This window comes from Solibacillus sp. FSL W7-1324 (assembly GCF_038008025.1).
Lineage (GTDB): Bacteria > Bacillota > Bacilli > Bacillales_A > Planococcaceae > Solibacillus.
Genome location: NZ_JBBOYH010000001.1, coordinates 3,662,612 through 3,688,874, shown reverse-complemented (window position 1 = coordinate 3,688,874; position 26,263 = coordinate 3,662,612). Strand labels below are relative to the sequence as shown.

Here is a 26,263-nt window from a genome sequence, read left to right as displayed (position 1 = left end):
ATTCGAAGTATCCCTTTTTCTATTTATCAGTTATTCCCTTTACCAGGTTTGTCTGGCTGATTGCCTTTACCAGGCTTTTCTGGTTGGTTTCCTTTACCGGGTTTATCTGACTGATTCCCCTTACCAGGTTTTTCAGGTTGATTGCCTTTGCCTGGTTTTACAGGTTGCTCAGGTTCTTCCGGGGTACTTACTTTTTCCCTTTCGAACGTTAATTGCATATCGTCAAAATAGGCACCATTCGTTGTGAAGTAATTTGAAGTACCAACATGAATACGAGCATATTTAGCTTCTGCTGGTGCTGTTACTACAGCTTGAACAGTTTGCCATTCCTTATGACCGCCACGTACGTGAATAATACTTTCATTATCTATATCCGTACCTGTCTGTACCCCGTTTTCATCATAGTAACGGAATAGAAGTGTAGCACTGCCATCTTCCAAAAATAGCTTTGTTGAGGCAGTATAGGTCTGTCCAGCATCAATCGGGATCAGATCAGACTGAGCAAATACTGTTTCGTTTTGAGCAGTGTCCACTATTTTTAAACTATTTTCACCACTGTGAGCACGTACAGAACTTACCTCAAACATTGCATTTGGAGAAAATGTACCGAACAATGAAGACCAACCGGAAATTTTGTTATCTATTACCGGTTCTTCAAAGCTACTGTTTTCAATTTCAACATAAATTGTCTCCATTTCAGGTATTTCAGGCGTTACAACCTGGCCACCTTCAACTACAGGAATCATATAAAGATGAGTCGCAGTAGCATCGATGTAATAAATATTTTCATTCCCGGCTGCATCTTCGGCTAATACCATGAAGTCTATTTCAGGACCGTTTGAAATAAGTGAAACAGAGTCCATCGTTTCGGGATCTATTACTGTAAGTTTACCTGCAACATCTGTATATAATAGGCCGTCCTTTCCAAATTCGATATGAACTGGCCGCCACATACCACGGTTTTTAATAGACGGATACAAGTTTTTATATTTCACAACATCGAGCGTTTCAGGATTTAAAGCAAAAATAATACCATCTACCGCTCCCCACAATAAATCATCCGGTCCGAATGTTAAGCCGCTTATCATTGGTGGTGCATCTAATTCGTCAATCGCCAGCTCTGTTTCCTTTATGACACGTTCTTCGGCAATATCCCAAATAAACAGTTTAGCTTCAGATGCAGTCGGATTAATATCCAAACCGCCACGAATTGTTGTGGAACCGTAAATTTTGCCGTTGTGCATTGCCAAGCCAACAATACTTTGGTCTTTCACAATATTGGTATACGTATTTCGTTCATTTGTCGTTGTATCAAAAATCGTAAGAGATCCGCCTAGCTTTTGATAGTTAGGAATTGTCCCGATTAATAATTTATTGTCTTCAAATTTCATAATGTAAGGGCGATCCTGATTGTAATCCGTTTTTAATTCAAACAGCGTTTCACTTGCTAATGTGTCAGTGTTCATCTTTTGAATTACGGCACCTGGGTAAATACCGAAATAAAGGTCACTGTTATTACCGGCGATTATTCCTTCTGCCTGTCCTTGACTATAAGTAACAAACTGATTTGTTTTTGTATTAAACCTAGAACCTTTTGGACCGCCTGGGTAAGTCGTCATATAAAGATTCCCATCAGGACCTTCTCCTAAATTGTGCAATTTTAAAGGAGAGGCAACCATTACACCAGGTAAAGTTTGAGATTTCCCTGTTTGCAGGTTTGCAACGACAAGCTGTCCTAACCGTGACATTGTTACAATTGAATCGCCCGGCAATTCAGTAGTATTAAATTGTAGGATAGCACCACCACGCAGTCCTGCAGCATAGCTGATACCTGTTCGACGTATTTCAAGTGTTGTCATATCGACTTCTACAAATTCACGATTGTGTACTACATACATTTTGTTATCTTTTGAAGGAAGCTGAATAAAGCCAAAGCTGCCAACATCATCTATTGAACCATCATGTAATTTACCGAGTTTAAAATCTTCGACCCACTGCTGAGTTTGCAGATTATAAATTAAAATAGCTCCTTCTTTTCCTTCATCAAAACGTGTCACTAAATACTGGCCGACGATTGACATATCATATGCAAAATTAACTTCTTCTACTGGTTTACCGATTATTTCCGGAACATTTTTCGTAATATCCTCTTTTTCAAATGTAGTTGCATTAATACGATATACCTTTCCGGAAACACCTAATCCGGCATATAAATAGCCTTCGTAATATTCTAAAGAACGTACATAGCTCGCCGCTCCATCATCGATCTTTCCTAAATCAATGAACTGTTTTGCAGCTGAATCATATTTGAAAATTCGTCCATTGCCTTCAGCGTAGGAACCTACATATAAGTTTCCGGCCTCATCTGTAGTACTGCTCCATAATTGATGATCGGCATTCGGTGTACCCAGTTTGGAAAGCTGTTTTGTTTGGGGAGAATAGCTCCAGACTTCACCAACATTTGTATTTGTTAATGCAGCGATAAAGACAGTGCCATCTTTTGAAATTGAGTGACTCCAAACTTGAGAGATATTATCCATTTGTTTAGAGAATAACAATTCATTTGTTTGAACATCGACGATATTGAAAATACCGCCGTTAGCTGTTGAATAAACAACGTCTTTTCCATCTTCCCGTCCAAAGACAGCATTAATTAGAACTACCTCGGAAGCCCAGACGCCTAAGTTGACGGGTTCTTTAAAACCGCGGTTTTTTAACTGGGCCACTACATTTTCATCGTTTGCATAGGAGAGGTTACTAAATCCTAACGACACAGTAAGGACCATAACTGCAACAATAATCAATTTAAATCCTTTTATAAACAATTGACTGAACATAAAAAACCTCCTTTTTCCTTTAATAGGAAATATTTTATCGGAAATTTCTGTTAATTGTTGTCCTCTTAATGTCTTTAAATCAAGCAGGTAAATAATTGATTAAAAAGGATTATTCAATATAGGTCTATTAGTATGATAAAAATGCGGATTAATAATAAAAGATAGGGAAAACTGTAAAAATAAATTTTAGTTTTATTTGCAAAAGGTGAGCTGCTCTTATCAGGAAAGTAAACTTTATTTCGAATCATACTTTATAAAGTATTTTTAAAAGACATCTGAGGTTGCACCTAATGGGTAACTATGATACAATTCATTGATGTGAGTAATAGAAGTTACTTACTCCTTGCTCCCTATTTAGTAGGAGAGCCCAAGTCCATAAGGAGGTGCAAACACAAATGAGAAAGTACGAATTAATGTACATCATCCGCCCAAACATTGAAGAAGAAGCGAAGAAAGCTTTAGTAGAGCGTTTCCAAGAAATCTTAACTTCAAATGGTGCAGAGATCACAGAAGCAAAAGATTGGGGTAAGCGTCGTTTAGCTTACGAAATCAATGACTTCCGCGAAGGTTTCTACCAAATCGTGAAAGTTAACGCTGGTACTGAAGCTATCAACGAGTACACTCGTCTAGCTAACATCAGCGAAGACATCATCCGTCACATCGCAGTACGCGAAGAAGACAAATAATTTTTAAACTTAAATGCTGAAAAAAGGAGGGTGCATTGATGATTAACCGTGTCGTATTAGTCGGAAGACTTACAAAGGATCCAGAGCTTCGTTACACACCGAGTGGAGTTCCAATGGCACGTTTTACGATTGCCGTAAACCGTACATTTTCGAGCCAGTCTGGTGAACGTGAAGCAGATTTCATAGGCTGTATCGCCTGGAGAAAACAAGCTGAAAACTTAGCAAACTTCATGAGAAAAGGGAGTTTGATTGGTGTAGAAGGTCGTATTCAAACAGGTAGCTTTGAAGGACAAGATGGAAAGCGTGTGTATACAACAGATGTCGTTGCTGATTCAGTGCAGTTCTTAGAACCACGTGGAGGAGCTAATGCATCACAAGGTGCACAAAGCCAACAATACAGTGGTGGGCAAAATTATGGTGGTCAACCATCTTATAATCAGCCTAACCAACAATTTGGAGGCGCGCAATCCCAGGATTCATACGGTTCTTATCAACAGCCATCTCAAAATCAGCAAAACTATACACGTGTAGATGAAGATCCATTTGCAAACAGCAAAGGACCGATTGAAGTGTCTGAAGACGATTTACCGTTCTAAGAACTTCGCATCTATAATTAAAAATTAAAAGGAGGAACACGATAATGGCACCACGTCGCGGAGGCCGCAAACGCCGTAAAGTTTGCTACTTCACTTCAAATAACATTACGCACATCGACTACAAAGATGTAGATCTTTTAAAGAAATTCATCTCTGAGCGCGGTAAAATTTTACCACGTCGCGTAACTGGTACTTCTGCTAAATACCAACGTAAACTTACAAACGCAATCAAAGTTTCACGTATTATGGCATTATTACCATTCGTAGCTGAAGAAAAATAATTTTGCTTAAAAGTACAGCATTGGCTTATTCGGCCTCTGCTGTACTTTTTTTATTGTACGAAGTATTTTATCAGTCGATAAAACAAAGGCCGCCACAAAATCACTTGTGACAGCCTGAGAGATGCAATAGCCTATGTGCAGGCTGTTGCATTATTATTTTGTAATTAATTCAAGATTGACTGGAATGACTTCTTCAACCGTTTCACCATTTAAATAAGCAATCGCTGTTTCCATTGCAATCTTTCCGATTTCATCAGGTTTTTGCGCAACTGTTGCAGCCAGACTTCCTGCTTTAACAGCAGCTACCGCATCGTCAGTCGCATCAAAGCCGACCACTACGATCTTCTTACCAGAAGCTGATATGGCTTCTTGCGCACCTAATGCCATTTCATCATTGTGTGCAAATACGGCTGTAATATCCGGATTAGACTGCAGTATGTTCTCCATTACTGTTAAGCCTTCTGAACGGTTAAAGTCCGCTGTTTGCTTTGCAACGACGTCTAATATACCTGTGACAGCTTCATTAAATCCTTGCCCGCGATCACGTGCAGCAGACGATCCTGCGACACCTTCCAATTCTGCAACTTTGGCACCTTCACCAACCAACTCTGTAATATATTCACCAGCCAGCTTACCGCCAGCTACGTTATCAGAAGCGATATGTGATACGACTTCGCCACCTTCAGATGAACGGTCAACTGTGATGACCGGAATATTTAAAGCATTAGCAGATTCAACAGCAGTTGCAACCGCAACAGAATCTACCGGGTTAATAATGATCAGATCAACGTTTTGTTGGATTAAATCTTCAATATCGGAAGCTTGCTTTGATGCATTATCCTGCGCATCTACAATCGTTGTTTTCACACCAAGCTCTTTTGCCTTTGCTTGTGCATTTTCACTTAGCGTGACGAAGAAAGGATTGTTTAAAGTTGAAACAGATAAACCAATTGTCAATGTATCGTTACTGCTTTCCGTTGATGTAGCCGATGTTCCGAAAGAAGGCTCCAAAGAGAATCCTGGTTTTACCGAACACGCCGACAGCAATACAGTGGCCAAAAGTGCCATTAATAAGATTAATTGTTTTTTCACGCTGATGACCTCCTTTTACGCTGTTTTTTTACGGTCAATTAATACCGCGATTAAAATAACAATTCCTTTTACTACTTGCTGGAAGAATGAAGAAACACCGATTAAGTTCAATCCGTTATTCAACACACCGATAATCAAGGCACCTACTAATGTACCGAAAATCCAGCCTTTACCGCCTGTTAAGCTTGTCCCACCTAAAACAACTGCTGCGATTGCATCCAATTCATAAGATGTCCCGGCTGTTGGCTGTGCAGAGTTTAAGCGTGAAGTTAAAATCAGCGCAGATAAAGCAGCTAACATACCTGTTAATGAATAAACTGCAATTTTTATACGATCGACATTGATTCCTGATAATTTAGAAGCCGCTTCATTGCCGCCTACTGCATAAACACGGCGACCGAATGTTGTTTTATGCATAATGACATATAACGCAATGAAAGCTAAAATCATTGTACATACCGGAACTGGGATACCGAAGAAATATCCTTTACCTAACATTTGGAACGTAATTTCATTTCCTAAGTCTGAAACCGGACGACCATCCGTATACACTAATGTTAAGCCACGGTATATTGTCATTGTTGCCAATGTTGCGATGAATGGTGCTACTTTTCCTTTTGCAATGATGACACCATTGATAGCGCCAAGAACGGCACCTAACAATAAGGCAGCCAGCATCGTTAATACAGGATCTATTCCTGAAGCAAGCATTGTGGCAGCTACTGCACCTGTAAGGGCCAATGTGGAGCCAACTGATAGATCGATGCCGCCGGTTAAAATAACAAAAGTCATACCAAATGCAATTAATGCACTAATCGATACTTGACGTAATATATTCAAAACATTATCTGTTGTCATAAAGCTTGGATTTAAAATCGTAATGACAATTACAATTAAAAATAATCCTAAAAGAGGACCTAGCTTTCCTAACATTTCTTTTGAGCTAGTTTTTAGCAATTTCTTCTCCTCCTGTTGCGTAATGCATAATAGTTTCTTGTGTTAAGTCAACATTGTCTAAAACAGCTGTTTGACGTCCTTCGTGCATAATCATGACACGGTCCGCCATACCTAGCACTTCCGTTAACTCTGAGGAAATCATTAAAATGGCAACACCTTCCTCGGCTAACTGATTCATAATCGAGTAGATTTCCTTTTTGGCACCGATATCAACACCGCGAGTAGGTTCGTCCAAAATTAAAATATCCGGTTTTGTACTTAACCACTTTGCGATAACTACTTTTTGCTGATTACCGCCGCTTAGTGAACCGACAGCCTGTGTCGCATCACTGCAGCGAATATTTAGCTGCTCGATATATTTTGAAGCATGTATTTGCTCTTGTTGTGGTTGAATAAAGCCACTTTTTGCGATCGTTTTCAAATTGGTTAAAAACATATTTTCCTTAATTGAAAAATCGAGTACAAGACCTTCTGTTTTACGGTCTTCCGTCACAAATCCAATGCCGTGTTTCATTGCCTGTATCGGGTTTTTGATTGATGCTTTTTTTCCGTGGATGAAAATATCGCCTTTGGACTTTTTAAGGTTGCCGAAAATAGCCTGGGCTACTTCTGTACGGCCTGCTCCCATTAAACCGGCGAATGCCAGGATTTCTCCTTTTCGGATCTGAAAGTTAATATCTTTGCATAACGAAGGACATGTTAGCCCTTGTACTTCTAAAGCAACTTCGCCTATTTTTGCATTACGGCTAGGATAACGTTCACCAAGCTCACGTCCGACCATCATTTTAACGATTTCATCAAAATTTGTTTTTGGGATTTCACGGACCCCAACATACTCACCATCTCGTAAAATCGTAATACGATCACAAATTGCAAAAATCTCTTCCATACGATGTGAAATATAAACAAATGAAATACCTTTTGCTTTCAGTTCTCTAATCGTTTCAAAAAGAGTTTCAATTTCACGATCTGTAAGGGCGGCTGTCGGTTCATCCATTACGATATACTTTGCCTCTGAATTGATGGCTTTTGCAATTTCAATCAGCTGTTGTTTACCGACTGATAGCGAACCGGCAGGCTGACGTACATCAATATGCAGACCGAGTTTTGCAAGCAGTGTCGTTGCTTCTTTATTCATTTCACGTGTACGCAGGAAGCCTGTACGACCGACTGTTTTTTCTTTTCCTAAAAACAGGTTTTCCGCTACAGATAAATGCGGCAGAATGTTTAATTCCTGATGAATTACGTGAATGCCTAAGCTTTCAGCGTCTTTTGCTGAAGTAAATGTATACGACTGACCATCAACTAGCACATCACCGTTATCACGCGAGTAGATGCCGGCCAAAATTTTCATCATTGTTGACTTACCGGCACCATTTTCACCCATTAAGGCGTGAATTTCCCCGTCTAACAGGGTGAACTCAACATTGTTTAATACGACGTTGCCATTGAATGCTTTTCTTATGCTCTTCATTTCAATCATGTTCCGTCACCTACCTTAGAAAATTACGCCGCTTTGTAGCATGATATTGGCGTATGGTGTTATTTCGCCTGTACGAATAATGACCTTTGCTTCACTCGTCATCTTTTTAAACTGTTCGTGGGATATATATGTAACCGGTTCCACAATTTTCAATAAAGAGGAGTGGATAGGTTCGTTTGCAGTTACTATTTCTTCAGCTAAAAAACTGTGTTCCACTTTTAAATCTTCTAGAACAACTTCTAATATTGTCATAAATCCAGGTTCACCCAGTTTGTATGCTAAATCGATACATGTAACGCCTTCTGGAATCGGCAAGCCGCAATCAGCGATAACAATCTTGTCTGTATGACCTAAACGTGCAAATATACCGGCTAATTCGCGATTTAAAATGCCCTGTTTTTTCATTTTGCGCCTTCCTTTCGAGCAGTTACTTCTTCTAGTTTTGGCATACCACCTTGGGCTCCAAATTTTTCAACGGATAATGACGCTGCAATATTTGCAAAAAATACTGCTTCTTCAATTGACTGACCGTTTGTAATAGCATGTGCAAATGCACCGTTAAATGTATCACCGGCACCTGTTGTATCAACAGCTGTCGTTTTATATCCTTTTACATGAACATGTTTTGTTCCATTGAAGTAACGTGCACCATCTTCACCTAATGTTACGATTAACTGATTTGGATATTTTTCCAATGCTGCTTCAACATCGTTTCCGAAAAGTAAGGCACATTCAGTTTCGTTTGGTGTTAAGTATTTAATATACGGCATCCACTCAATGTTGAAATTTGCTGCCGGTGCAGGATTGAATAGTACGGGTACTTGAAGCTCTTTACATAATTTCAAGCTGTACTCAATCGTTTCTACTGGAATTTCAAGCTGCATAACAACTAACTGACTGTTTCCGATAACAGTTTTTGCTGCAGCAATTTCTTCTGGTGTTACTTTCGAGTTCGCACCGGGTACAACGACAATACGGTTGTCCGATTCGTGGAGTAAAATATTTGCAATACCTGTAGCACCAATTGTATTTATAACTAAGCTTGTATCTATATTTTCTTCATTCAGATTCGCACGCAGCTCCGTACCGAAGCTGTCTGTGCCGACAGCACCTAACATTTTAACTTGGCTGCCTAATCGTGCAGCAGCTACTGCCTGGTTCGCACCTTTACCGCCTGGAACTGTTGTGAATAAGCTTCCAAGAACAGTTTCCCCTTTTTTAGGGAATACATCCATTTGAACGACCAAGTCCATATTGATGCTTCCAATTACTGTGATCATTTTGCAGCTTCCTTTCTTGTCGTCCCTCGTACAATTAGTTGTGGATCTATATTTAATACTGTCTGTATGATTTCTTTGCCTTCAATCTGTTCAATTAACATTGTTGCAGCTGCAGTCCCCATTTTGTATAAGTTCTGACCGACCGTCGTTAATGGGGGTGATACCATTTCGCCAAGTGCAATACCATCAAAACCAACAATTTGCAGGTCTTCCGGTATGCGCTTCCCAAGCTTATGCGCAATATGGAGGGCAGCAATGGCTAATGTATCGCTGCTTGCAAAAATACCATCAATCTGCGGATTTGCTAATAGGGTCTGTTCAATCGTTTCAGCAGCAACTTTAAAATCAAATGGTGTTGTTATAATGATTGGCTCTAGTCCTTGTTTATCCGTTGCTTCAAGAAACCCAATAAGTCGATCATCTGCAGTTTTCAAACCTTGCGGACCACGTATACATAGTAAATTCCCAGCCCCATTTGTAACTAAATACTCGGCCCCTATCCGGGCTCCTTTTTGGTTATCGGTTGCCACGGTCGGGATCGTTGCATCGATTATTCGGTCAAGTGCAACAATCGGCGTATTGATGGACATATAAACAGAAGGGTCCAGTAAGCTCGTTGCTACTATTAAGCCGGCCACATATGTTTGTGACAGGCGTTCCAAATATAACAATTCTTTATCTGTTTGGTCGTCTGAATTACAAAGAACAACTGTATAACCAAAAGACCATGCCATGTCTTCCACAGCACGAGCAAGTTCAGGGAAATATGGATTTTTTATATCTGGAACAATAAGACCAATAATATTGGATTGTTTTTTACTTAATGAACGTGCAACACTGCTTGGCTTATAATCCAGCTCAAGTATTGCCTGTTCAATACGTTCTGACGATTTTTTACTGACATAACCATTTTGGTTTAAGTAGCGTGATACTGTCGCCACAGAAAGATTTGCAACCTTAGCTACATCTTTAATGTTAACCATATCTCCGCCCCCTGAAACAAAATGTGTTACCGGTTACATAATATATGCTATACAATACGAATTGTCAACGAAATAAAGTACATAAAAGACAGAAAAAAGGCTTTTAATACGTAAAAACTAGTTATTCAAACAAAAAATACTCCATATTAAGTTATACTGAAAAAATCATAATGACATACTATTCATTTCTTTAACACTTTATATGATGGATTTCTAACCTATATATTGGTCATATGACAGTTTTTACATGTATTTATAGCCTTAGATTTAGGGGGATTTTTCAAAAGAGGAGAAGTTAAAAGGGTCTGTCGCAATGGATTGGTTTAATTCATTGTTCTTGTCGTAACGGTTATTTTGTTTGAACTTGCAAAAATGGTACAATAGGAAGGTGAGAAAAGTTGAAAGTAGACTGGCCGAAAAGCTGGCCAAAAGTAATAGCAAATTTTTAATATTCCTTGCATTATAGTCTTACGAACAACAGATAAGGAAGGTTCTCCATGCAAAATAATCAATCAAGAAAGCTGGCACAAGGTGCAATGATGATTGCGCTGTTCACTGTGCTGATGGCAATCGTATTTTATATTCCATTGGTGAATATTATCGCGGCGATTATTGCTCCATTACCGATGATTTGGTATAGCGCAAACTATAATCGGAAGTCATCGATTTTAGTCGCAGTGATTGCTGTATTAATTACTTTTTTTATTGGTGGACTGCTATTACTACCCGCTTCATTAATATTTGCGGCAGCAGGTGTAGCGATAGGGGATGCTATTTTTACTAAAAAAAGTAAAGTATTTATGTTTCTTTCAACAAGTATTGTCCTGCTGATCACATTTGCGATTCAGTATTTAATTTCATTGCGTTTGTTTGAAGTAGACTTTATTCGGGATTCTCTTGCGCTCATGAAGACGAGCTATATGGAATCGATTAAAATGACGGAAAGTTTGACTGGACAACCTGTGCCCAAAGAAACAATGGAAATGGCGAATACAATGTTAAATACGTTGGAAATGACAATACCGGCTTCCATTACATTTGCCATGTTATTTTTAACATTTATTATCATTACCGTTAACTTGCCGATTTTAAAGCGTTTAAAAGTAGACGTACCAAAGTTTGCGAAGTTTAGTGAATTACGTTTACCACGATCGGTATTATGGTATTACTTAATCGTTTTATCAGTGAATTTATTCGTTCGTCCAGAAGCCGATTCAACATTGGCTATTATTATGCTAAATATTTCAATGGTATTATGGGTATTATTAACAATACAAGGTATTTCTTTTATACATTTTGTCATTGATGCATTTGGTTATCCGAAGTTTATAAAAGTTTTAAGTACAATTTTAGCGATACCTCTCTATTCGATTGTTATTTTAGTAGGTATTGTTGATTTAGGCTTTAATGCACGTAATTACATTCGTGAAAAGAGTCAGAAATGAGGAGCTGATGGGAATGGGGATTTTTCGTAAAAGACCAATTCGATATCCACTATTAGTATTGTTTTTACTGGGTGCAGTAGCAGCTATCCTTATGATGATGTGGAATGTATGGGTGGGAATAGCCTTTATAGCTATTTATTCAATAGCAGCTTACTACACGGTAAAAGTTGAATTATTAACATATGTAGAAACGGAAAAGCATATTCAGTCACTTTCCTACCGGATGGAGGATGTTGGAAAAGAGGCATTTCTTGAAATGCCGTTCGGAATCCTGATCTTGAATGATGAACTGACGGTGGAATGGGCAAACCCGTTTATGCTTCGCGTTTTGCAGCAGGAATCACTAGTCGGGTATGAACTTGAAATGATTTCAGAGGAACTGCCTCTACTTGTTAATCAAGACCAGAAAAATGAAACGGTCATTGCCATCAATGATCGGAAATATCATATTTACTATAAAGAAGAAGAAAAACTTTTCTATTTCTTTGATATTACAAAGCAAGTACAGATTGAAAAGCAATATATGGCGGACCGTACAGTACTCGCCATTCTATTTATCGATAACTATGATGAGCTTACATCAGGTATGGATGACCAGGCACGAAGCGTCACTAATACGATGATGACATCGATTATAAATGAATGGGCAGCACATTATGATATCTTTGTTAAAAGAATCGCATCGGACCGTTACATGGCAGTATTAAATGAATCGATTTTATCGGAGCTTGAGCAGAAGCGTTTTTCAATTTTAGATGTAATCCGTGAACGAACTTTGATGCAGAAAAATTTATCATTAACATTAAGTATCGGTATTGGAGCAGGTTCTCAATCTCTTGTGGAGCTTGGACAGTTAGCACAGTCGGGACTTGACCTCGTTCTGGGCCGTGGTGGTGACCAAGTTGCGATTAAGCAGTCCAATGGTAAAATTCGCTTTTATGGCGGTAAAACAAACCCAGTTGAAAAGCGCACAAGAGTACGTGCCCGCGTAATATCACATGCACTGAGTGATTTAATTCAGGATAGCGACCGCGTTTTCGTAATGGGACATAAAAATCCGGACATGGACTCAATAGGAGCATGTGTCGGTGTACGTAAAATGGTTGCGATGAACGGAATTGAAGGGTCTGTCGTAGTTAATTTCGATGAAGTACGCGGAAGTGTAGACAGGTTAATGACCGAGTTGGAGGAAAAAACCGATTTTTACGATCGCTTTATCACACCGGACGAAGCGTTATCAAAAATCACTCCAAAATCACTCGTAGTTATTGTCGATACACATAAGCCGAGTATGGTCATTGATAGTCGCTTATTAAGCAGAACGGATAAGGTTGTTGTTATCGACCATCACCGTCGCGGGGAAGAATTTATCAATAATCCGACATTAGTATATATGGAGCCATATGCATCTTCTACAGCTGAACTCGTTACGGAGCTCCTGGAATACCAGCCTCAAAATGAAAAGTTGTTGCCGCTTGAAGCGACAGCCTTATTATCTGGTATTATTGTGGATACAAAAAGCTTTACATTAAGAACAGGTGCACGTACATTTGAAGCCGCTTCATATTTACGTACATTTGGTGCTGATACGGTGCTGATTCAACGTCTGTTAAAAGAAGATGTAGAAACATATGTCGCCCGTTCGAAAATTATTCAAACTGTTGAATTTCCGTTTGCAGGAATTGCGGTTGCACACGGTGAAGATTCAAAAGTATACGATTCAGTATTAATCGCACAAACGGCGGACATTTTACTCACAATGAAGGATGTCGGTGCCTCATTTGTCATTGCCCATCGTAATGATGGATTAATCGGCATTAGTGCCCGTTCATTGGGAGAAGTGAATGTCCAGCTCGTCATGGAAAAGCTTGGCGGTGGTGGTCATTTAACAAATGCCGCTACCCAAGTGGAAGCACAATCCATTGATGAAGTGAAAAAACTATTAAATGAAGCAATTAATGAAGTAGTCGAAGGGAGTAAAGAATCATGAAAGTAGTATTTTTAAAAGACGTAAAAGGTAAAGGCAAAAAAGGTGAAATTAAAGAAGTGGCAGAAGGTTATGCACGCAACTTCTTAATTAAAAATGGTTATGCAAAAGAAGCAAACAACCAGGCAATCAGCGAACTGCAAGGTCAAAAGCGACTAGAAGAAAAAAATGCTGCAGCAGAATTACAGGCAGCAAAAGATTTAAAAGAACAGTTAGAAGCAATTACAGTAGAAGTAAAAGCGAAATCAGGTGAAGGTGGTCGCCTATTCGGTTCAGTATCTACTAAGCAAATTGCAGATGCATTACAAAAGAAACATGGTTTTAAAGTAGACAAACGCAAAATGGATTGTAATGACGGACTTCGTTCATTAGGTTATGCCAATGTACCAGTGAAGTTACATCATGATGTAAAGGCTACTTTAAAGGTACATGTAATTGAAGAATAAGGAGCGACAACAATGAACGAATCCATGATGGACCGTGTTCCTCCACATAATAGTGAAGCGGAACAATCGGTCATTGGAGCCGTTTTCCTTGAACCGCAAGCTCTTATAACAGCATCTGAAATTGTGATTGCAGATGATTTTTATCATATTGCCCATCAAAAGATTTTCCAAACGATGCTGAACTTGAGCGATCAGGGAAAAGCAATTGATCTTGTCACTGTAACGGAAGAATTATCAGCAAAAAAAGAGCTTGAGGATATCGGCGGATTAAGCTATATTACGGAATTGGCGAGTGCTGTTCCGACAGCCGCCAATATCGCCCATTACGCAAAGATAGTTGAAGAAAAGGCGATTCTGCGTCGCCTTATTCGCGTTGCATCTAAAATTGCAGATGACGGGTATACGCGTGAAGATGAAGTAGAGGTTCTTTTAGCAGAAGCTGAAAAGAAAATGCTTGAAGTTTCGAACCGTAAAAATGCAGGCGACTTTAAGCACGTAAAAGATGTTCTCGTTCAAACATTTGATAATATTGAACAGCTCCAGTCACGTGACGGAGATGTAACTGGTATTCCGACTGGTTTCCGTGATTTGGACAAGATGACGGCCGGTTTCCAACGCAATGATTTAATTATTGTAGCTGCCCGTCCATCAGTTGGTAAAACAGCCTTTGCCCTCAATGTAGCCCAGAGTGTTGCTGTAAAGGCACGTGAAAATGTAGCCATCTTCTCACTTGAGATGGGCGCGGACCAACTTGTCATGCGTATGTTATGTGCAGAGGGAAATATTGATGCACAACGCTTGCGTACAGGTGCTTTAGAGACAGAGGACTGGAGTAAGCTGACGATGGCTATGGGAAGTTTATCGAATTCAGGTATTTATATCGATGACTCTCCGGGTGTGCGGATGACGGATATCCGTGCGAAATGCCGACGACTGGCTAAGGAAAGCGGTTTAGGGATGATCTTAATCGATTACTTGCAGCTTATTTTAGGTAGCGGTAAGCCAGGTGAAAACCGTCAGCAGGAAGTATCGGAAATTTCCCGTTCTTTAAAAGGTTTAGCGCGTGAACTAAAAGTGCCGGTAATTGCTCTATCGCAGCTGTCACGTGGTGTAGAGCAGCGTCAAGATAAACGGCCAATGATGAGTGACTTGCGTGAATCGGGTTCGATTGAGCAGGATGCCGATATCGTAGCCTTTTTATACCGTGATGATTACTACGATAAAGAATCGGAAAGTAAGGATATTATCGAAATCATTATTGCAAAACAGCGTAACGGTCCAACAGGTACGGTAAGTTTGGCTTTCCGTAAAGAGTATAATAAGTTCCTGAACTTAGAATTTACCCCCCCTCCTCGAGAGGAATGACACTTAAACACGAACATTCTACATTAGTTAAATGTGGATGTTCGTGTTTTTTATTGACATTTAGGATTTGAACTTGTTAAAATGTTCATGTTTCATCATTACGGAATTAAAAGGTAAATTCTTATGAATAAGAATGAAATACTTAATACATAATCATTAGGTGAATCATTCGTCGGAGGTGCATATAGATGACAGCTGTAGTTGTAGTAGGTACGCAATGGGGAGATGAAGGAAAAGGTAAAATTACGGATTTCCTTTCAAAAAGAGCAGATGCAATCGCACGTTATGCTGGTGGAGATAACGCGGGACATACAATTAAAATTGGTGAAGAGACATATAAATTGCATTTAATCCCCTCAGGAATTTTTTATCCGGATAAACTTTCGGTTATAGGAAATGGTGTAGTTCTTAATCCAAAGTCAATTGTAACGGAATTAAAAGGACTGCAAGCTAGAGGAATTGATACTTCCAATTTAAGAATTTCCAACCGTGCACATGTTATTTTGCCATATCATATTTATCAGGATATTGTAGAAGAAGAGGCACGTGGTGATGAAAAGATAGGAACGACAGCAAAAGGAATTGGTCCATGCTACCAAGATAAAGTTGCCCGAATCGGGATCCGTGTAGCAGATCTTTTAGATAAAGAAATATTTGAAAAAAAATTACGTGCAAATTTAACACTAAAAAATCGTTTATTTACGAAGTTTTATGAAGTAGAAGGCTTACAATTCGATGATATTTTTGAGGAATACTATGCATTTGGTCAAGAAATTGCCCAATATGTAACGGATACATCAAAAGTGCTGAATGATGTTATTGATGAAGGCGGCAAAGTCCTGTTTGAAGGTGCACAAGGAATTATGCTAGATGTCGATCAAGGAACATATCCATATGTAACATCTTCAAATCCAGTGGCAGGCGGTATAGCAATCGGATCAGGTGTAGGTCCAACAGCTGTAGAACGTGTTGTTGGTGTTTGTAAAGCATATACATCGCGTGTAGGGGACGGCCCATTCCCATCTGAACTTCATGATGAAATTGGTCAGCAGATTCGTGAAGTAGGCCGTGAGTATGGTACAACAACAGGCCGTCCACGTCGTGTTGGATGGTTTGACGCGGTTGTCGTTCGTCATTCGCGCCGAGTTTCAGGAATAACAGATCTAGCTTTAAACTCTATTGATGTATTATCAGGGCTTGAAACAGTTAAAATTTGTACAGCGTATGAATATAACGGCGAACAAATTACAGAATACCCGGCAAACCTGGAAATCATTGAACAATGTAAACCAGTCTATGAAGAACTACCAGGTTGGTCAGAAGATATAACAAACGTTCGTGCATTTGATGACCTACCTGAAAATGCAAAAAATTACGTACAGCGTATTGTAGAGCTTACAGGTATTTCATTGATGACTTTCTCAGTGGGTCCATCTCGTGAGCAAACAAATATCGTAAATGAAATCTGGAAATAATGAGTTTGAATTAGAAGAGTGTATTAAAAGTCTAGCCGGCTTTTAATACGCTTTTTTTTGTTAGTAAGAAAAACTATAAATGGATATAAAGTGGGGGTATGTACTAATTTACCTACTAAAAATGTAACATTCATTTAGAAAATAATACATTTACATTACAAAAAGACTGGAACGGTTCATTTGAAATGTGAAATATGCTACATTAGCAAAGTGTGTTTTTAGTCACCGCTCATTATTTTAATGAAAATACATCATTTTTATAGAACAGATCTAGTTGAAAGGAGCTTTATCATGAGTTCAAAAGGAAACAAGTTAGACTTAAAAAAATCAAATCTAAGTCTAATGAATCGTCATAATAGAAAATTTAAAATGGCTGCATTATTTGCCTTACTTGCTTCTACTGTGACATTCAATATAGGTTTCGCGAATGAAACAGATAAAGAAAAATTCGCTAAAGTTTTTCACGTTTATGTAGCTGATACATACGTAGGTTCTGTTGCAGATGAAGCAACAGTAAACGAGTTTGTCGAGAAAAAAGAGCAAGAGGCAAGCGAACAATATGAAGATTTAGTAATTGACGCAGGCGCCGATATCTCACTAATTCCAGAGCAAGTATTTACAGTCGATGCCAATGAAGAGCAGACGTTAAAAAACCTTCAAGAGGCAATAACTGTTCAGGCAAAAGCCTACTCACTAAAAGTGGGAGAAACAGTCGTTGCATCAGTGAAGGATAGAGAAGAGTTTGAAGCTGTAATTGACGGATTAAAGCTTCAATTTGTGACACAAAATGATTTAAAAGAATTGCAAAACAATGCATCTAAAGATTCTTTACCCGAATTACAAAAGGATGAAACACGTCTGGTAGATCTTACATTATCTACCCCAATTACCGGAGACGAAGTATTAGCCGAACCGGCAAATATTGTTTCTGCAAAACAAGCGGTTCAACTTTTGCAAACGGGTGCATTGGAGCAAGAAGTATATACTGTAAAAGCAGGAGATGTGTTAGGTTCAATTGCCAAAGCACATGATTTAACAACTGCAGATTTATTAGAGATCAACCCTAACCTTAAAGCGGATACGGTCCTGCAAATTGGTGAACAAGTCAATGTAACGGTTCAAAAACCATTTGTTACGGTCAAGGCAGTTTATGAGAAGAAAAGAGTAGAGGGAATCGACTTTGCGAAAATCGTCAAAGAAGATGCTACGATGCTTAAAGGTAAAAAAGTAGTGAAGCAAGAAGGCGAAAAGGGTAAAAAAGAAGTTTCATATTTAATTACAGAAGAGAATGGAGTCCGAACTGAAAGAATACAATCAGAGGAAAATGTAATATCAGAACCTGAAAATCGTATTGTTGTTGTCGGCACGAAGGTAGTTCCTTCTATTGGAACAGGTAATTTTGCTTGGCCGGCAGTCGGAGGTTATATATCAAGTAATATGGGAGAGCGTTGGGGCCGTTACCACTACGGGATTGATATTGCCCGACCATCAAATTACACGATTAAAGCTTCAGATAATGGTGTTGTCAAAACTGCAGGTAAGCATTCAACATATGGAAATTATGTAGTGATTAATCACAATAACGGCTTTGAAACGTTATATGCTCATTTATCTCGCATTGATGTAGAGGTAGGACAAGTCCTAGAACAAGGGTCTGCTTTAGGACAAATGGGTTCGACAGGCCGTTCAACTGGAACACATTTACATTTTGAAGTTCATAAAAACGGTAAAGAAGTAAATCCGTTATCATATTTAAATTGATTTTTAGCAGTCCAAAATAGAATTGGGCTGCTTTTTCTATAAAATGGTCTCCATATTATTTAGGTGGATAAAATTCAAAAATAATTCTTAAATGAGAGGAATATTTCCCGGAAAATAATCATAGCAGTATAGCTGTATAGCTGTATAATGCACCAAATGGCAAACCATGATAGAGTAGTTATAGTAAAAATAAACATACCCTTTCATAATTATATAGAGAATTTATGAGAAAAGAGGAATTAGATGATGGATAAAACGATATTAGTTGTAGATGATGAAAAACCAATTGCGGACATTCTACAGTTTAATTTAATAAAAGAAGGTTACCGCGTAATTTGTGCATATGATGGGGACGAAGCGCTTCAAAGAGTAGAAGAGGAGCAGCCGGATTTAATGCTGCTTGATATTATGCTGCCTAAACGCGACGGCATGGAAGTATGTCGTGAAGTGCGTAAAAAATATGATTTCCCGATTATTATGTTAACGGCAAAAGGATCGGAAATCGATAAAGTACTGGGATTGGAAATGGGTGCTGACGATTATGTAACAAAGCCGTTCAGTACGCGTGAATTAATCGCCCGTGTAAAAGCGAATATGCGCCGATTAAATGTGCCTGCTCAAATAGAAGAAGCACAAGCAGAAACGAATGATATTGTCGTAGGCTCTTTAACGATTCAGCCGGATGCCTATTTAGTATTAAAGCGTGATGAGTCCATTGAATTAACACACCGTGAATTTGAATTACTGCATTATTTGGCAAAACATATCGGTCAGGTAATGACACGTGAGCATTTACTGCAAACGGTATGGGGTTATGATTATTTCGGTGATGTACGAACAGTGGATGTAACAATCCGCCGTTTACGTGAAAAAATTGAAGATAATCCAAGTCATCCTTTATGGATTGTTACGAGACGAGGAGTCGGCTATTACTTACGAAACCCTGAACAGGAGTAAAATACATGCAAAAAGTGAGCTTTTTTAAGTCCATCCATGTAAAGCTTGTATTGATTTATGTCCTATTAATTATTATTGCTCTTCAAATTATAGGCATTTATTTCTCAAAGCAGCTGGAGACGAATTTAAAAACGAATTTCCAAGATTCGATTCGCCAAAGAATAGAGCTTGTGCATTATAGTGTACGTGAAGAAATGTTAAAAGACCGGGATGAAAATACTCCCCCAACTATAGAGTATAGTTTAAAAACGATTTTAGAAGGATTTTCTACAGAAGATATTAACAAGATTAATGTAGTGGATCGCAACGATCGTATATTGGCTACTTCCGATGATGATCAGGCAGTTGTAGGTCAGCGTATAAATGAAGAAATTATACAACAGGCCGCCTCTTCCGAAACATTGTTGGATAAGATTTCATTGGATCGGGATACTGGGCAGCGCATTTGGATACTAGCTGTCCCTATTATGGATAACGCAGGCCCTAAAGAGGAATTGAAGGGTGTTATATATGTTCAATCGAATATTGAAAAGGTTTACGAGCAACTAAATGAAATTAACCGAATTTTTGCGGCAGGTATCGCAGTATCGCTTGCCATTACAATCATATTAGGAATTTTAGTTGCCCGGACTATAACACGCCCTATTTCCGATATGCGAAAACAGGCGCAGGCAATGTCAAAAGGGAATTATGCAAGGAAAGTTCGTGTATACGGAACAGATGAAATCGGTCAGTTAGCCATTGCTTTCAACCATCTGACCAATCGTCTGCAGGAAGCACAATCCACAACAGAAGCAGAACGGCGGAAACTGGCAAGCGTACTTAGTAATATGACAGATGGTGTAATTGCAACAGACCGTAAAGGAAAAATTATATTGATTAACGACCCCGCATTGGAATTGCTTCATGATTCACGTGAAACAACTTTAAATCGTCCAATTGCGTCTGTTTTGCGTTTAGACCAGGAATATAGTTTTGAAGACTTGATTCATATGAAAGATCCTGTGAATCTTGATTTTAGTATGAATGATGCTCCATATGTATTACGAGCAAACTTTTCTGTAATTCAAAAGGAAACAGGTTTTGTAAATGGTCTGATTACGGTATTGCATGATATTACTGAACAGGAAAAAATCGATATGGAACGTCGTGAATTTGTTGCGAATGTATCCCATGAATTGCGTACGCCGTTAACGACGATGCGCAGCTATTTAGAAGCACTTGCAGAAGGTGCATGGAAAGATGAAAATATAGCGCCGGCATTTTTAAATGTTACGCAAACAGAAACAGAGCGTATGATTCGCCTTGTAAATGATTTGCTGCAATTGTCAAAAATGGACAGCCAGGAATATGAACTGAACCTGGAGTTTGTGGAATTTAACAAGTTTTTCACGCAAATTATCGACCGTTTTGAAATGTCGAAGTCACAGAATGTAGAATTTATCCGATTGCTTCCGGAAAAAAGCTATTTTGTTGATATTGATACCGATAAGCTTACACAGGTAATCGATAATATTATTTCAAATGCATTGAAATACTCTCCGGATGGCGGCAATATTCGTTTTGGCTTTACCGTTCATGATAATATGATTCGCGTTATGATTTCAGATGACGGTATGGGGATTCCGAAAGAAAATGTGACAAGAATTTTTGATCGTTTCTATCGCGTAGACCGAGCAAGAGCAAGGTCGATGGGTGGAACAGGATTAGGTCTTGCAATCGCTCGTGAAATGATTGAAGCACATGGCGGGAAAATTTGGGCAGAAAGTGAGGAAGGCCAAGGTACTACGATATTCTTCACATTGCCATATGAATTGGATGAAGCGGGGGATTGGGAATGAAATATATTGAACAGATAAAATCACTTTTATTAGCATTCCTTGTTTTACTCAGCATCGTCTTCACACTTCTTATTTGGACTTACAAACCTGAATATGAAACGGTTAAGGAGACCCAGATTGAGGAAGTACTTGTCGGCAAACCGAAGGAATTACAGGAAGTAATAAAACCGTACCGGATGTTGTATCGCCAAAATGAGCAATTTTATGGGACAGTCTCTTCAACACCATTAAAAAATTTATACAGCCACTTACGGTCATGGCAAGTTTACGAGATGGGTTTAATTAACAGTGAACTTTCAGATAGTAAAATGAACGAAATGCTAAGTATGGATAATCGTATAACAATGTTCTTTAATGAAGAAATTCCTTTGCGCGTTTTCGCTAATCTTATGTCATTTAATGATAATGAAATACCAGATACAAGCTTTACACATTTTATTGTAGACTGGTCAAATGTAGAGAGTAGCAATCAGCTGCAGTTACTTTTCCTAAACACAGAAACGCGATTATTGTATAGAGCGTACGCGAGTGTGCCGGACAAAGATTATTTCATGGAGAAGATAATTGAACCGGCAAATAATTATAGCCAATATGTTGAAGTTGAACGGGAACCTTTACGTTCTTTATATGTACCGAAAGAACCTATTCAATCAACAAGGTTAAGATATTTAGCTGAAGATATTGAACCTGATTTATTTAAAAAAATCCTGTTTACCGATTTAAAAATTGTACAGCGGAATATTGAAAGTCCTCAATCTGAAAGGTTTACTGATGGGACATCATTAATGACAGTAGACAGCCAAAATCGGGTTATAAATTATGTATATCCGACTGCAGAAAGTGCTGCACCGATTCCCGCCGCAAGATTATTTATAGATAGCTTTAATTTTATAAATGACCATGGTGGGTTTACAATGGATTACCGCTTGTCTTCAATGAATATTGAAAGGCATATTACAGAGTATCAGCTGTTTATACAGGGGCTTCCTGTATACAGTGATGTAATGACTCGTCTCGCAACTACTTGGGGTGAAAACCGTATTTTCCGTTACCGACGCCCTTATTATTCGATGGGTACTATATTTCAAAGGGTACAGAAAGAACTCGAATCAGGGGAACAAATAGTTGAGACTCTTCGTACGGAAAACAATAAATTATTTAGAGAAGCAGATGAAATCGCTGTTGGGTACGAATTAACACTTGAGGACTCAGAGCAGGATACAGATTTAGTCCTCGTATTGGAACCAAAATGGTTTGCCGTAACAAACAATACATGGAAACGCCTTTCACCCATGGAAGTAGGGGGTGACGAAGTTGGATTGGAGTAGAACGAAAACTATTTTTATATGGGTTTTCCTAATATTGAACCTCTTTTTATATACGCAGTATTTAGAGAGCTATAAAGAAGGGGAGAAAATAGAAGTTTTAGGGGAAACAATGGAAATCGAAGCACGTTTGAAAGGGGATAATATAACGTATATTGCCCTTCCGAACAATAAGGAAAGTGCAGCATATTATTCCGGACAAATTAAAAATTTCTCTCCATCAGAAGTGCCATATTTCACAAATCAAAGCGCAAAAATCGAAAATAACAATAAGCTGATTGTCACGATGGACAAGCCTGTGAAACTACAGAAAAGCGATACGCGTGATTCGTATACTGATTTCGTTCATAATAATGTATATGAAGGTGATTCCTATGTACTTTGGGGTATTGATGAAGAGAAAAAAGAAGCGACATTTTTCCAGAAGGTAAACGACGTAACATTGTATTATAATGTACGTGGGTATATCAAACTTTATTGGGATGATAACAACCGTATTATTTCCTATGAACAAACAATGCTGGAAAAGCATGAAAAGTTAGATAAAGAACAAAATCTATTAACTGCAAGACAAGTATTGCAGATTTTATATGGAAAGAATTTATTAAAACCAGATTCTCAGATTACGGAAATGAATCTAGGCTATTCTACAATTGTTCAATTAACGCAAACACAGGTATTTGCACCGACATGGGAAGTCCGGGTAAAGCGGGCTGATGAGACAGAAGAAATACATTTTGTAAATGCGGTACAAGGACGAATTGTAGAGATCCAAAATGACTTATCCGAAATTGTCGAGCAGACAGAGGATTTGGAAGAGTAGGGAGTTTTAACAATGCGATTTAGCGTTTTAGCAAGTGGCAGTACAGGAAACGCAGTCTACGTAGAAAATGATGAACACTCATTTTTGATTGATGCAGGCTTAAGCGGAAAGAAAATGGAGCAACTGTTTGCTAATATAGATCGTGATATGAAAAGTTTATCAGGTATTTTAGTAACACATGAGCATAGTGACCATATTAAAGGACTAGGTGTCATTGCACGGAAATATAATATTCCTGTATTTGCAAATGCAAAAACATGGACAGCGATGGACGGGCTAGTAGGAACAATACCAACCGATTTATGTTTCGATTTCGATATGGAAACAGTAAAAACATTTGGCGGATTGGATATTCAATCATTTGCAGTGTCCCATGATGCTGCTGAACCGATGTTCTACACATTCTATGAGAACGGGAGAAAGCTAGTTGTCATTACAGACACAGGTTATGTCAGTGACCGGATGAAAGGTTATATCTCAGCAGCAGATGCCTATGTATTTGAAAGTAACCACGATGTGAGTATGCTTCAAATGGGCAAATACCCTTGGAGTATTAAACGCCGTATATTATCGGATGTAGGCCATGTTTCAAATGAAGATGCTGCAGTGGCAATGGCTGATGTGGTCGCAGAAAAACCGACGCAAATTTATTTGGCGCATTTAAGTAAAGACAACAATATGAAAGATCTGGCGCGGATGAGCGTAGAGCAGACATTGCAGTCTTGCGGCATTATTGCAGGAGAATATTTGCATCTGCATGATACCGATGCAAACGAGCCGACAAAGCTTGTGACAGTTTAATATCAGCAAAGCATAATTGAACTAAATATGGGTAAAAGATAGGTGTGTTAAAAGTTTCTACTTTTAGCATACCTTTTTTATTTATATTTTTAATTAGGTTTTATGTGATTTTCATCTAATTTTAATGTTAAATGTGTATGCTATCAGTAAGGAAAACAAAGAAAGGATGAGGGATATGGGTTACTATCCTGAAGATGATAAGAAGGAAATCCAAAATGATCGTATTGCAGAGCTTGAGGCTCGTTTAAAAAGAGAAGAAGAAGAAAAAAAACAGCGGCAAAATAGAAAGGAAAAAAGAGGCGGCAGTAAAGGCGGTTATTTTTTATCTGGTTTAAGTGGTGTTGTCGTTGGTGCTTTACTATTATGGCTTCTGCTTCCCTCGTTGGCAAACCAGTTACCGGGTGGAAATGAAGTAAACTCGGTTACAAATAATTCCCCAAACTCAACGATTAGTCAAACTGCAACAGAGGTAACAACAGATGTAACAAATGCAGTTGAAAAGGTATCAAGTGCCGTTGTAGGGATTACAAATATTCAAAATGTAGCACCAAATTTTTGGAACCAAAGTACAGGAGAAGCTCAAGCGGTAGGTAGCGGTTCGGGTGTTGTTTATAAAAAAGAAGGGAACTTTGCCTTTATCGTGACGAACCACCATGTTGTGGATGGTGCAGAACAAATTGAAGTGACGTTGGATGATGGTGAGAAAGTAAAAGCAGAGCTTATCGGTTCTGATATTTGGACAGACTTGGCGATACTTTCAATACCAAGTGAAGGAATAGATACAGTAGCCAACTTTGGAGATTCGGATGTATTAAAACAAGGTGAAACAGTGATTGCAATCGGAAATCCACTCGGTTTAGATTTTTATGGCTCGGTAACAACAGGCGTCATTTCGGGTAAAGACCGTTCTGTACCGGTTGACTTAAATGAAGATGGTGTCGAGGATTGGTCAACAGAAGTATTACAGACGGATGCAGCAATTAACTCAGGGAACTCAGGTGGTGCCCTAGTAAATATCGCTGGTGAATTAATTGGTATAAATTCAATGAAAATTGCCCAATCTTCAGTTGAGGGCTTAGGATTTGCAATTCCAATCAATTCAGCCATTCCGATTATTGAACAGTTAGAAAAGCACGGGGAAGTACAACGCCCAACAATGGGTATTTCCTTAGTCGATTTAACGGAAGTACCGGCTTACTATCAACAGCAAACATTGAAATTACCGGAAGAAGTAACAAATGGTGTTGTCATTTCTCAAGTTGTAAGAGGTTCTGCAGCAGATAAAGCAGGTTTACAGCAGTACGATGTCATTGTGGAAATGGATGGCGAAAAAATCGATAATGCAATAGAGTTACGCAAACATTTATATAATGAAAAATCTATTGGGGATACATTAAAGATTAAAGTTTATCGTAACGGTAAAATAGTAGAAGCCGATTTGAAGTTAGTGGAAACTGCACAATTATAAATGTGGATAACTTAATTAAAGAATGAAATTGTACACAACGGGTAGAGAAGAAAAAGGCTTGTCTTTTCTACTCGTTTTTTGTCTGTTACAATGGGTTGTGGATAACATTTCAAAAATTGTGAATAAGTTTGTGGAAATTTCAGAAAAGAAAGAAGGTTTAAAAATGAAGACATACAGCTGCGAAACCCATATAGATCATGCGTTGGATATGCATGTGGCAGAAACAGAAAATTTCCCGATGATGGATTTATTATCGGAAGAAGAAAAGTTATCAACAACTTGTTCTTACTGTGAACAGTCAGCAACATATGTTGTATCAAGTAAATAACTTTACACAATATGTAGTTTTTAGTTGGGGATATGTGCATAACTTT

The 26,263-nt window shown here is 38.6% G+C and carries 23 protein-coding genes; 16 read left to right on the top strand and 7 right to left on the bottom strand.

The window, feature by feature from the left end; translation table 11 throughout:
* Positions 1-26: 26 nt before the first annotated feature.
* Positions 27-2,837, bottom strand: a complete 2,811-nt coding sequence (locus MKY71_RS18420; protein ID WP_340733583.1) for a carbohydrate binding domain-containing protein — start codon at positions 2,835-2,837, stop codon at positions 27-29.
* Positions 2,838-3,232: 395 nt separating this feature from the next.
* Here MKY71_RS18420 and rpsF point away from each other — a divergent pair, with 395 nt between their 5' ends.
* Genes rpsF through rpsR form a run of 3 tightly spaced genes read left to right on the top strand, consistent with a single transcriptional unit; the run spans position 3,233 to position 4,400 of the window.
* On the top strand, positions 3,233-3,523 hold the full coding sequence (gene rpsF, locus MKY71_RS18415; protein ID WP_008408357.1) for a 30S ribosomal protein S6: 291 nt from the start codon (positions 3,233-3,235) through the stop codon (positions 3,521-3,523).
* A 38-nt stretch (positions 3,524-3,561) separates the two neighbouring features.
* Positions 3,562-4,119 (top strand): single-stranded DNA-binding protein, encoded by a 558-nt coding sequence (ssb, locus tag MKY71_RS18410; RefSeq protein WP_339174560.1) that lies wholly within the window; start codon positions 3,562-3,564, stop codon positions 4,117-4,119.
* A 41-nt stretch (positions 4,120-4,160) separates the two neighbouring features.
* Positions 4,161-4,400, top strand: coding sequence for a 30S ribosomal protein S18 (rpsR, locus tag MKY71_RS18405; protein ID WP_191701183.1), 240 nt, complete (start codon positions 4,161-4,163; stop codon positions 4,398-4,400).
* A gap of 153 nt (positions 4,401-4,553) precedes the next feature.
* Here the strand turns inward: rpsR and rbsB are convergent, their stop codons facing one another.
* Genes rbsB through MKY71_RS18375 form a run of 6 tightly spaced genes read right to left on the bottom strand, consistent with a single transcriptional unit; the run spans position 4,554 to position 10,195 of the window.
* Positions 4,554-5,492, bottom strand: coding sequence for a ribose ABC transporter substrate-binding protein RbsB (gene rbsB, locus MKY71_RS18400; protein WP_340733580.1), 939 nt, complete (start codon positions 5,490-5,492; stop codon positions 4,554-4,556).
* Between the two features lie 15 nt (positions 5,493-5,507).
* On the bottom strand, positions 5,508-6,449 hold the full coding sequence (rbsC, locus tag MKY71_RS18395; protein ID WP_339174556.1) for a ribose ABC transporter permease: 942 nt from the start codon (positions 6,447-6,449) through the stop codon (positions 5,508-5,510).
* Positions 6,436-7,932 (bottom strand): sugar ABC transporter ATP-binding protein, encoded by a 1,497-nt coding sequence (locus MKY71_RS18390; protein WP_340733578.1) that lies wholly within the window; start codon positions 7,930-7,932, stop codon positions 6,436-6,438. The genes rbsC and MKY71_RS18390 overlap by 14 nt, the downstream gene beginning before the upstream one ends.
* Before the next feature lie 15 nt (positions 7,933-7,947).
* Positions 7,948-8,337, bottom strand: a complete 390-nt coding sequence (gene rbsD, locus MKY71_RS18385) for a D-ribose pyranase (protein WP_339196716.1) — start codon at positions 8,335-8,337, stop codon at positions 7,948-7,950.
* Entirely contained in the window at positions 8,334-9,212 is an 879-nt protein-coding gene (rbsK, locus tag MKY71_RS18380; protein WP_339174552.1) for a ribokinase, read from the bottom strand. Before rbsK ends, rbsD begins: the two co-directional genes overlap by 4 nt.
* A complete protein-coding gene (locus MKY71_RS18375) occupies positions 9,209-10,195 on the bottom strand; it encodes a LacI family DNA-binding transcriptional regulator (protein ID WP_340733575.1) in 987 nt (328 codons plus the stop codon). The genes rbsK and MKY71_RS18375 overlap by 4 nt, the downstream gene beginning before the upstream one ends.
* A gap of 497 nt (positions 10,196-10,692) precedes the next feature.
* Here MKY71_RS18375 and MKY71_RS18370 point away from each other — a divergent pair, with 497 nt between their 5' ends.
* From MKY71_RS18370 to MKY71_RS18310, 13 genes are all read left to right on the top strand, one after another.
* Entirely contained in the window at positions 10,693-11,640 is a 948-nt protein-coding gene (locus MKY71_RS18370) for a YybS family protein (protein ID WP_339196713.1), read from the top strand.
* Between the two features lie 13 nt (positions 11,641-11,653).
* Positions 11,654-13,630 carry a DHH family phosphoesterase gene (locus MKY71_RS18365; RefSeq protein ID WP_339174547.1) on the top strand — a complete coding sequence of 659 codons (1,977 nt, stop codon included), beginning with the start codon at positions 11,654-11,656 and terminating at the stop codon, positions 13,628-13,630.
* Complete coding sequence (gene rplI, locus MKY71_RS18360; protein WP_339174546.1) at positions 13,627-14,073, top strand: 50S ribosomal protein L9; 447 nt, start codon at positions 13,627-13,629, stop codon at positions 14,071-14,073. Before MKY71_RS18365 ends, rplI begins: the two co-directional genes overlap by 4 nt.
* Before the next feature lie 12 nt (positions 14,074-14,085).
* On the top strand, positions 14,086-15,438 hold the full coding sequence (dnaB, locus tag MKY71_RS18355) for a replicative DNA helicase (RefSeq protein WP_079523573.1): 1,353 nt from the start codon (positions 14,086-14,088) through the stop codon (positions 15,436-15,438).
* A 188-nt stretch (positions 15,439-15,626) separates the two neighbouring features.
* Positions 15,627-16,913: an adenylosuccinate synthase gene (locus tag MKY71_RS18350; RefSeq protein WP_339174545.1), complete on the top strand. Its 1,287-nt coding sequence runs from the start codon at positions 15,627-15,629 to the stop codon at positions 16,911-16,913.
* Between the two features lie 291 nt (positions 16,914-17,204).
* Entirely contained in the window at positions 17,205-18,674 is a 1,470-nt protein-coding gene (locus MKY71_RS18345; protein WP_340733572.1) for a M23 family metallopeptidase, read from the top strand.
* A 246-nt stretch (positions 18,675-18,920) separates the two neighbouring features.
* Positions 18,921-19,631, top strand: coding sequence for a response regulator YycF (gene yycF, locus MKY71_RS18340; protein WP_008408338.1), 711 nt, complete (start codon positions 18,921-18,923; stop codon positions 19,629-19,631).
* Positions 19,632-19,636: 5 nt separating this feature from the next.
* The gene (gene walK / locus MKY71_RS18335) at positions 19,637-21,472 is read left to right on the top strand and encodes a cell wall metabolism sensor histidine kinase WalK (protein ID WP_339196709.1); all 1,836 of its coding nucleotides are present in this window, start codon (positions 19,637-19,639) and stop codon (positions 21,470-21,472) included.
* A complete protein-coding gene (locus MKY71_RS18330; protein WP_339196706.1) occupies positions 21,469-22,800 on the top strand; it encodes a YycH family regulatory protein in 1,332 nt (443 codons plus the stop codon). Before walK ends, MKY71_RS18330 begins: the two co-directional genes overlap by 4 nt.
* On the top strand, positions 22,787-23,620 hold the full coding sequence (locus tag MKY71_RS18325) for a two-component system regulatory protein YycI (RefSeq protein WP_339196703.1): 834 nt from the start codon (positions 22,787-22,789) through the stop codon (positions 23,618-23,620). The genes MKY71_RS18330 and MKY71_RS18325 overlap by 14 nt, the downstream gene beginning before the upstream one ends.
* A gap of 12 nt (positions 23,621-23,632) precedes the next feature.
* Positions 23,633-24,421, top strand: coding sequence for an MBL fold metallo-hydrolase (locus MKY71_RS18320; RefSeq protein ID WP_251691005.1), 789 nt, complete (start codon positions 23,633-23,635; stop codon positions 24,419-24,421).
* Between the two features lie 175 nt (positions 24,422-24,596).
* Positions 24,597-25,889 carry a S1C family serine protease gene (locus tag MKY71_RS18315; RefSeq protein WP_340733570.1) on the top strand — a complete coding sequence of 431 codons (1,293 nt, stop codon included), beginning with the start codon at positions 24,597-24,599 and terminating at the stop codon, positions 25,887-25,889.
* Between the two features lie 163 nt (positions 25,890-26,052).
* Positions 26,053-26,217 carry a CxxH/CxxC protein gene (locus MKY71_RS18310; RefSeq protein WP_079523607.1) on the top strand — a complete coding sequence of 55 codons (165 nt, stop codon included), beginning with the start codon at positions 26,053-26,055 and terminating at the stop codon, positions 26,215-26,217.
* The last annotated feature ends 46 nt before the right edge of the window (positions 26,218-26,263 follow it).

Bases quoted from the DNA above. Each gene is read 5' to 3' on its own strand.
- MKY71_RS18420 (WP_340733583.1), bottom strand. From the start codon at position 2,837: ATGTTCAGTCAATTGTTTATAAAAGGATTTAAATTGATTATTGTTGCA.
- rpsF (WP_008408357.1), top strand. From the start codon at position 3,233: ATGAGAAAGTACGAATTAATGTACATCATCCGCCCAAACATTGAAGAA.
- ssb (WP_339174560.1), top strand. From the start codon at position 3,562: ATGATTAACCGTGTCGTATTAGTCGGAAGACTTACAAAGGATCCAGAG.
- MKY71_RS18390 (WP_340733578.1), bottom strand. From the start codon at position 7,932: ATGATTGAAATGAAGAGCATAAGAAAAGCATTCAATGGCAACGTCGTA.
- rbsD (WP_339196716.1), bottom strand. From the start codon at position 8,337: ATGAAAAAACAGGGCATTTTAAATCGCGAATTAGCCGGTATATTTGCA.
- rbsK (WP_339174552.1), bottom strand. From the start codon at position 9,212: ATGATCACAGTAATTGGAAGCATCAATATGGACTTGGTCGTTCAAATG.
- MKY71_RS18375 (WP_340733575.1), bottom strand. From the start codon at position 10,195: ATGGTTAACATTAAAGATGTAGCTAAGGTTGCAAATCTTTCTGTGGCG.
- MKY71_RS18370 (WP_339196713.1), top strand. From the start codon at position 10,693: ATGCAAAATAATCAATCAAGAAAGCTGGCACAAGGTGCAATGATGATT.
- MKY71_RS18365 (WP_339174547.1), top strand. From the start codon at position 11,654: ATGGGGATTTTTCGTAAAAGACCAATTCGATATCCACTATTAGTATTG.
- rplI (WP_339174546.1), top strand. From the start codon at position 13,627: ATGAAAGTAGTATTTTTAAAAGACGTAAAAGGTAAAGGCAAAAAAGGT.
- dnaB (WP_079523573.1), top strand. From the start codon at position 14,086: ATGAACGAATCCATGATGGACCGTGTTCCTCCACATAATAGTGAAGCG.
- MKY71_RS18350 (WP_339174545.1), top strand. From the start codon at position 15,627: ATGACAGCTGTAGTTGTAGTAGGTACGCAATGGGGAGATGAAGGAAAA.
- MKY71_RS18345 (WP_340733572.1), top strand. From the start codon at position 17,205: ATGAGTTCAAAAGGAAACAAGTTAGACTTAAAAAAATCAAATCTAAGT.
- yycF (WP_008408338.1), top strand. From the start codon at position 18,921: ATGGATAAAACGATATTAGTTGTAGATGATGAAAAACCAATTGCGGAC.
- walK (WP_339196709.1), top strand. From the start codon at position 19,637: ATGCAAAAAGTGAGCTTTTTTAAGTCCATCCATGTAAAGCTTGTATTG.
- MKY71_RS18330 (WP_339196706.1), top strand. From the start codon at position 21,469: ATGAAATATATTGAACAGATAAAATCACTTTTATTAGCATTCCTTGTT.
- MKY71_RS18320 (WP_251691005.1), top strand. From the start codon at position 23,633: ATGCGATTTAGCGTTTTAGCAAGTGGCAGTACAGGAAACGCAGTCTAC.
- MKY71_RS18315 (WP_340733570.1), top strand. From the start codon at position 24,597: ATGGGTTACTATCCTGAAGATGATAAGAAGGAAATCCAAAATGATCGT.
- MKY71_RS18310 (WP_079523607.1), top strand. From the start codon at position 26,053: ATGAAGACATACAGCTGCGAAACCCATATAGATCATGCGTTGGATATG.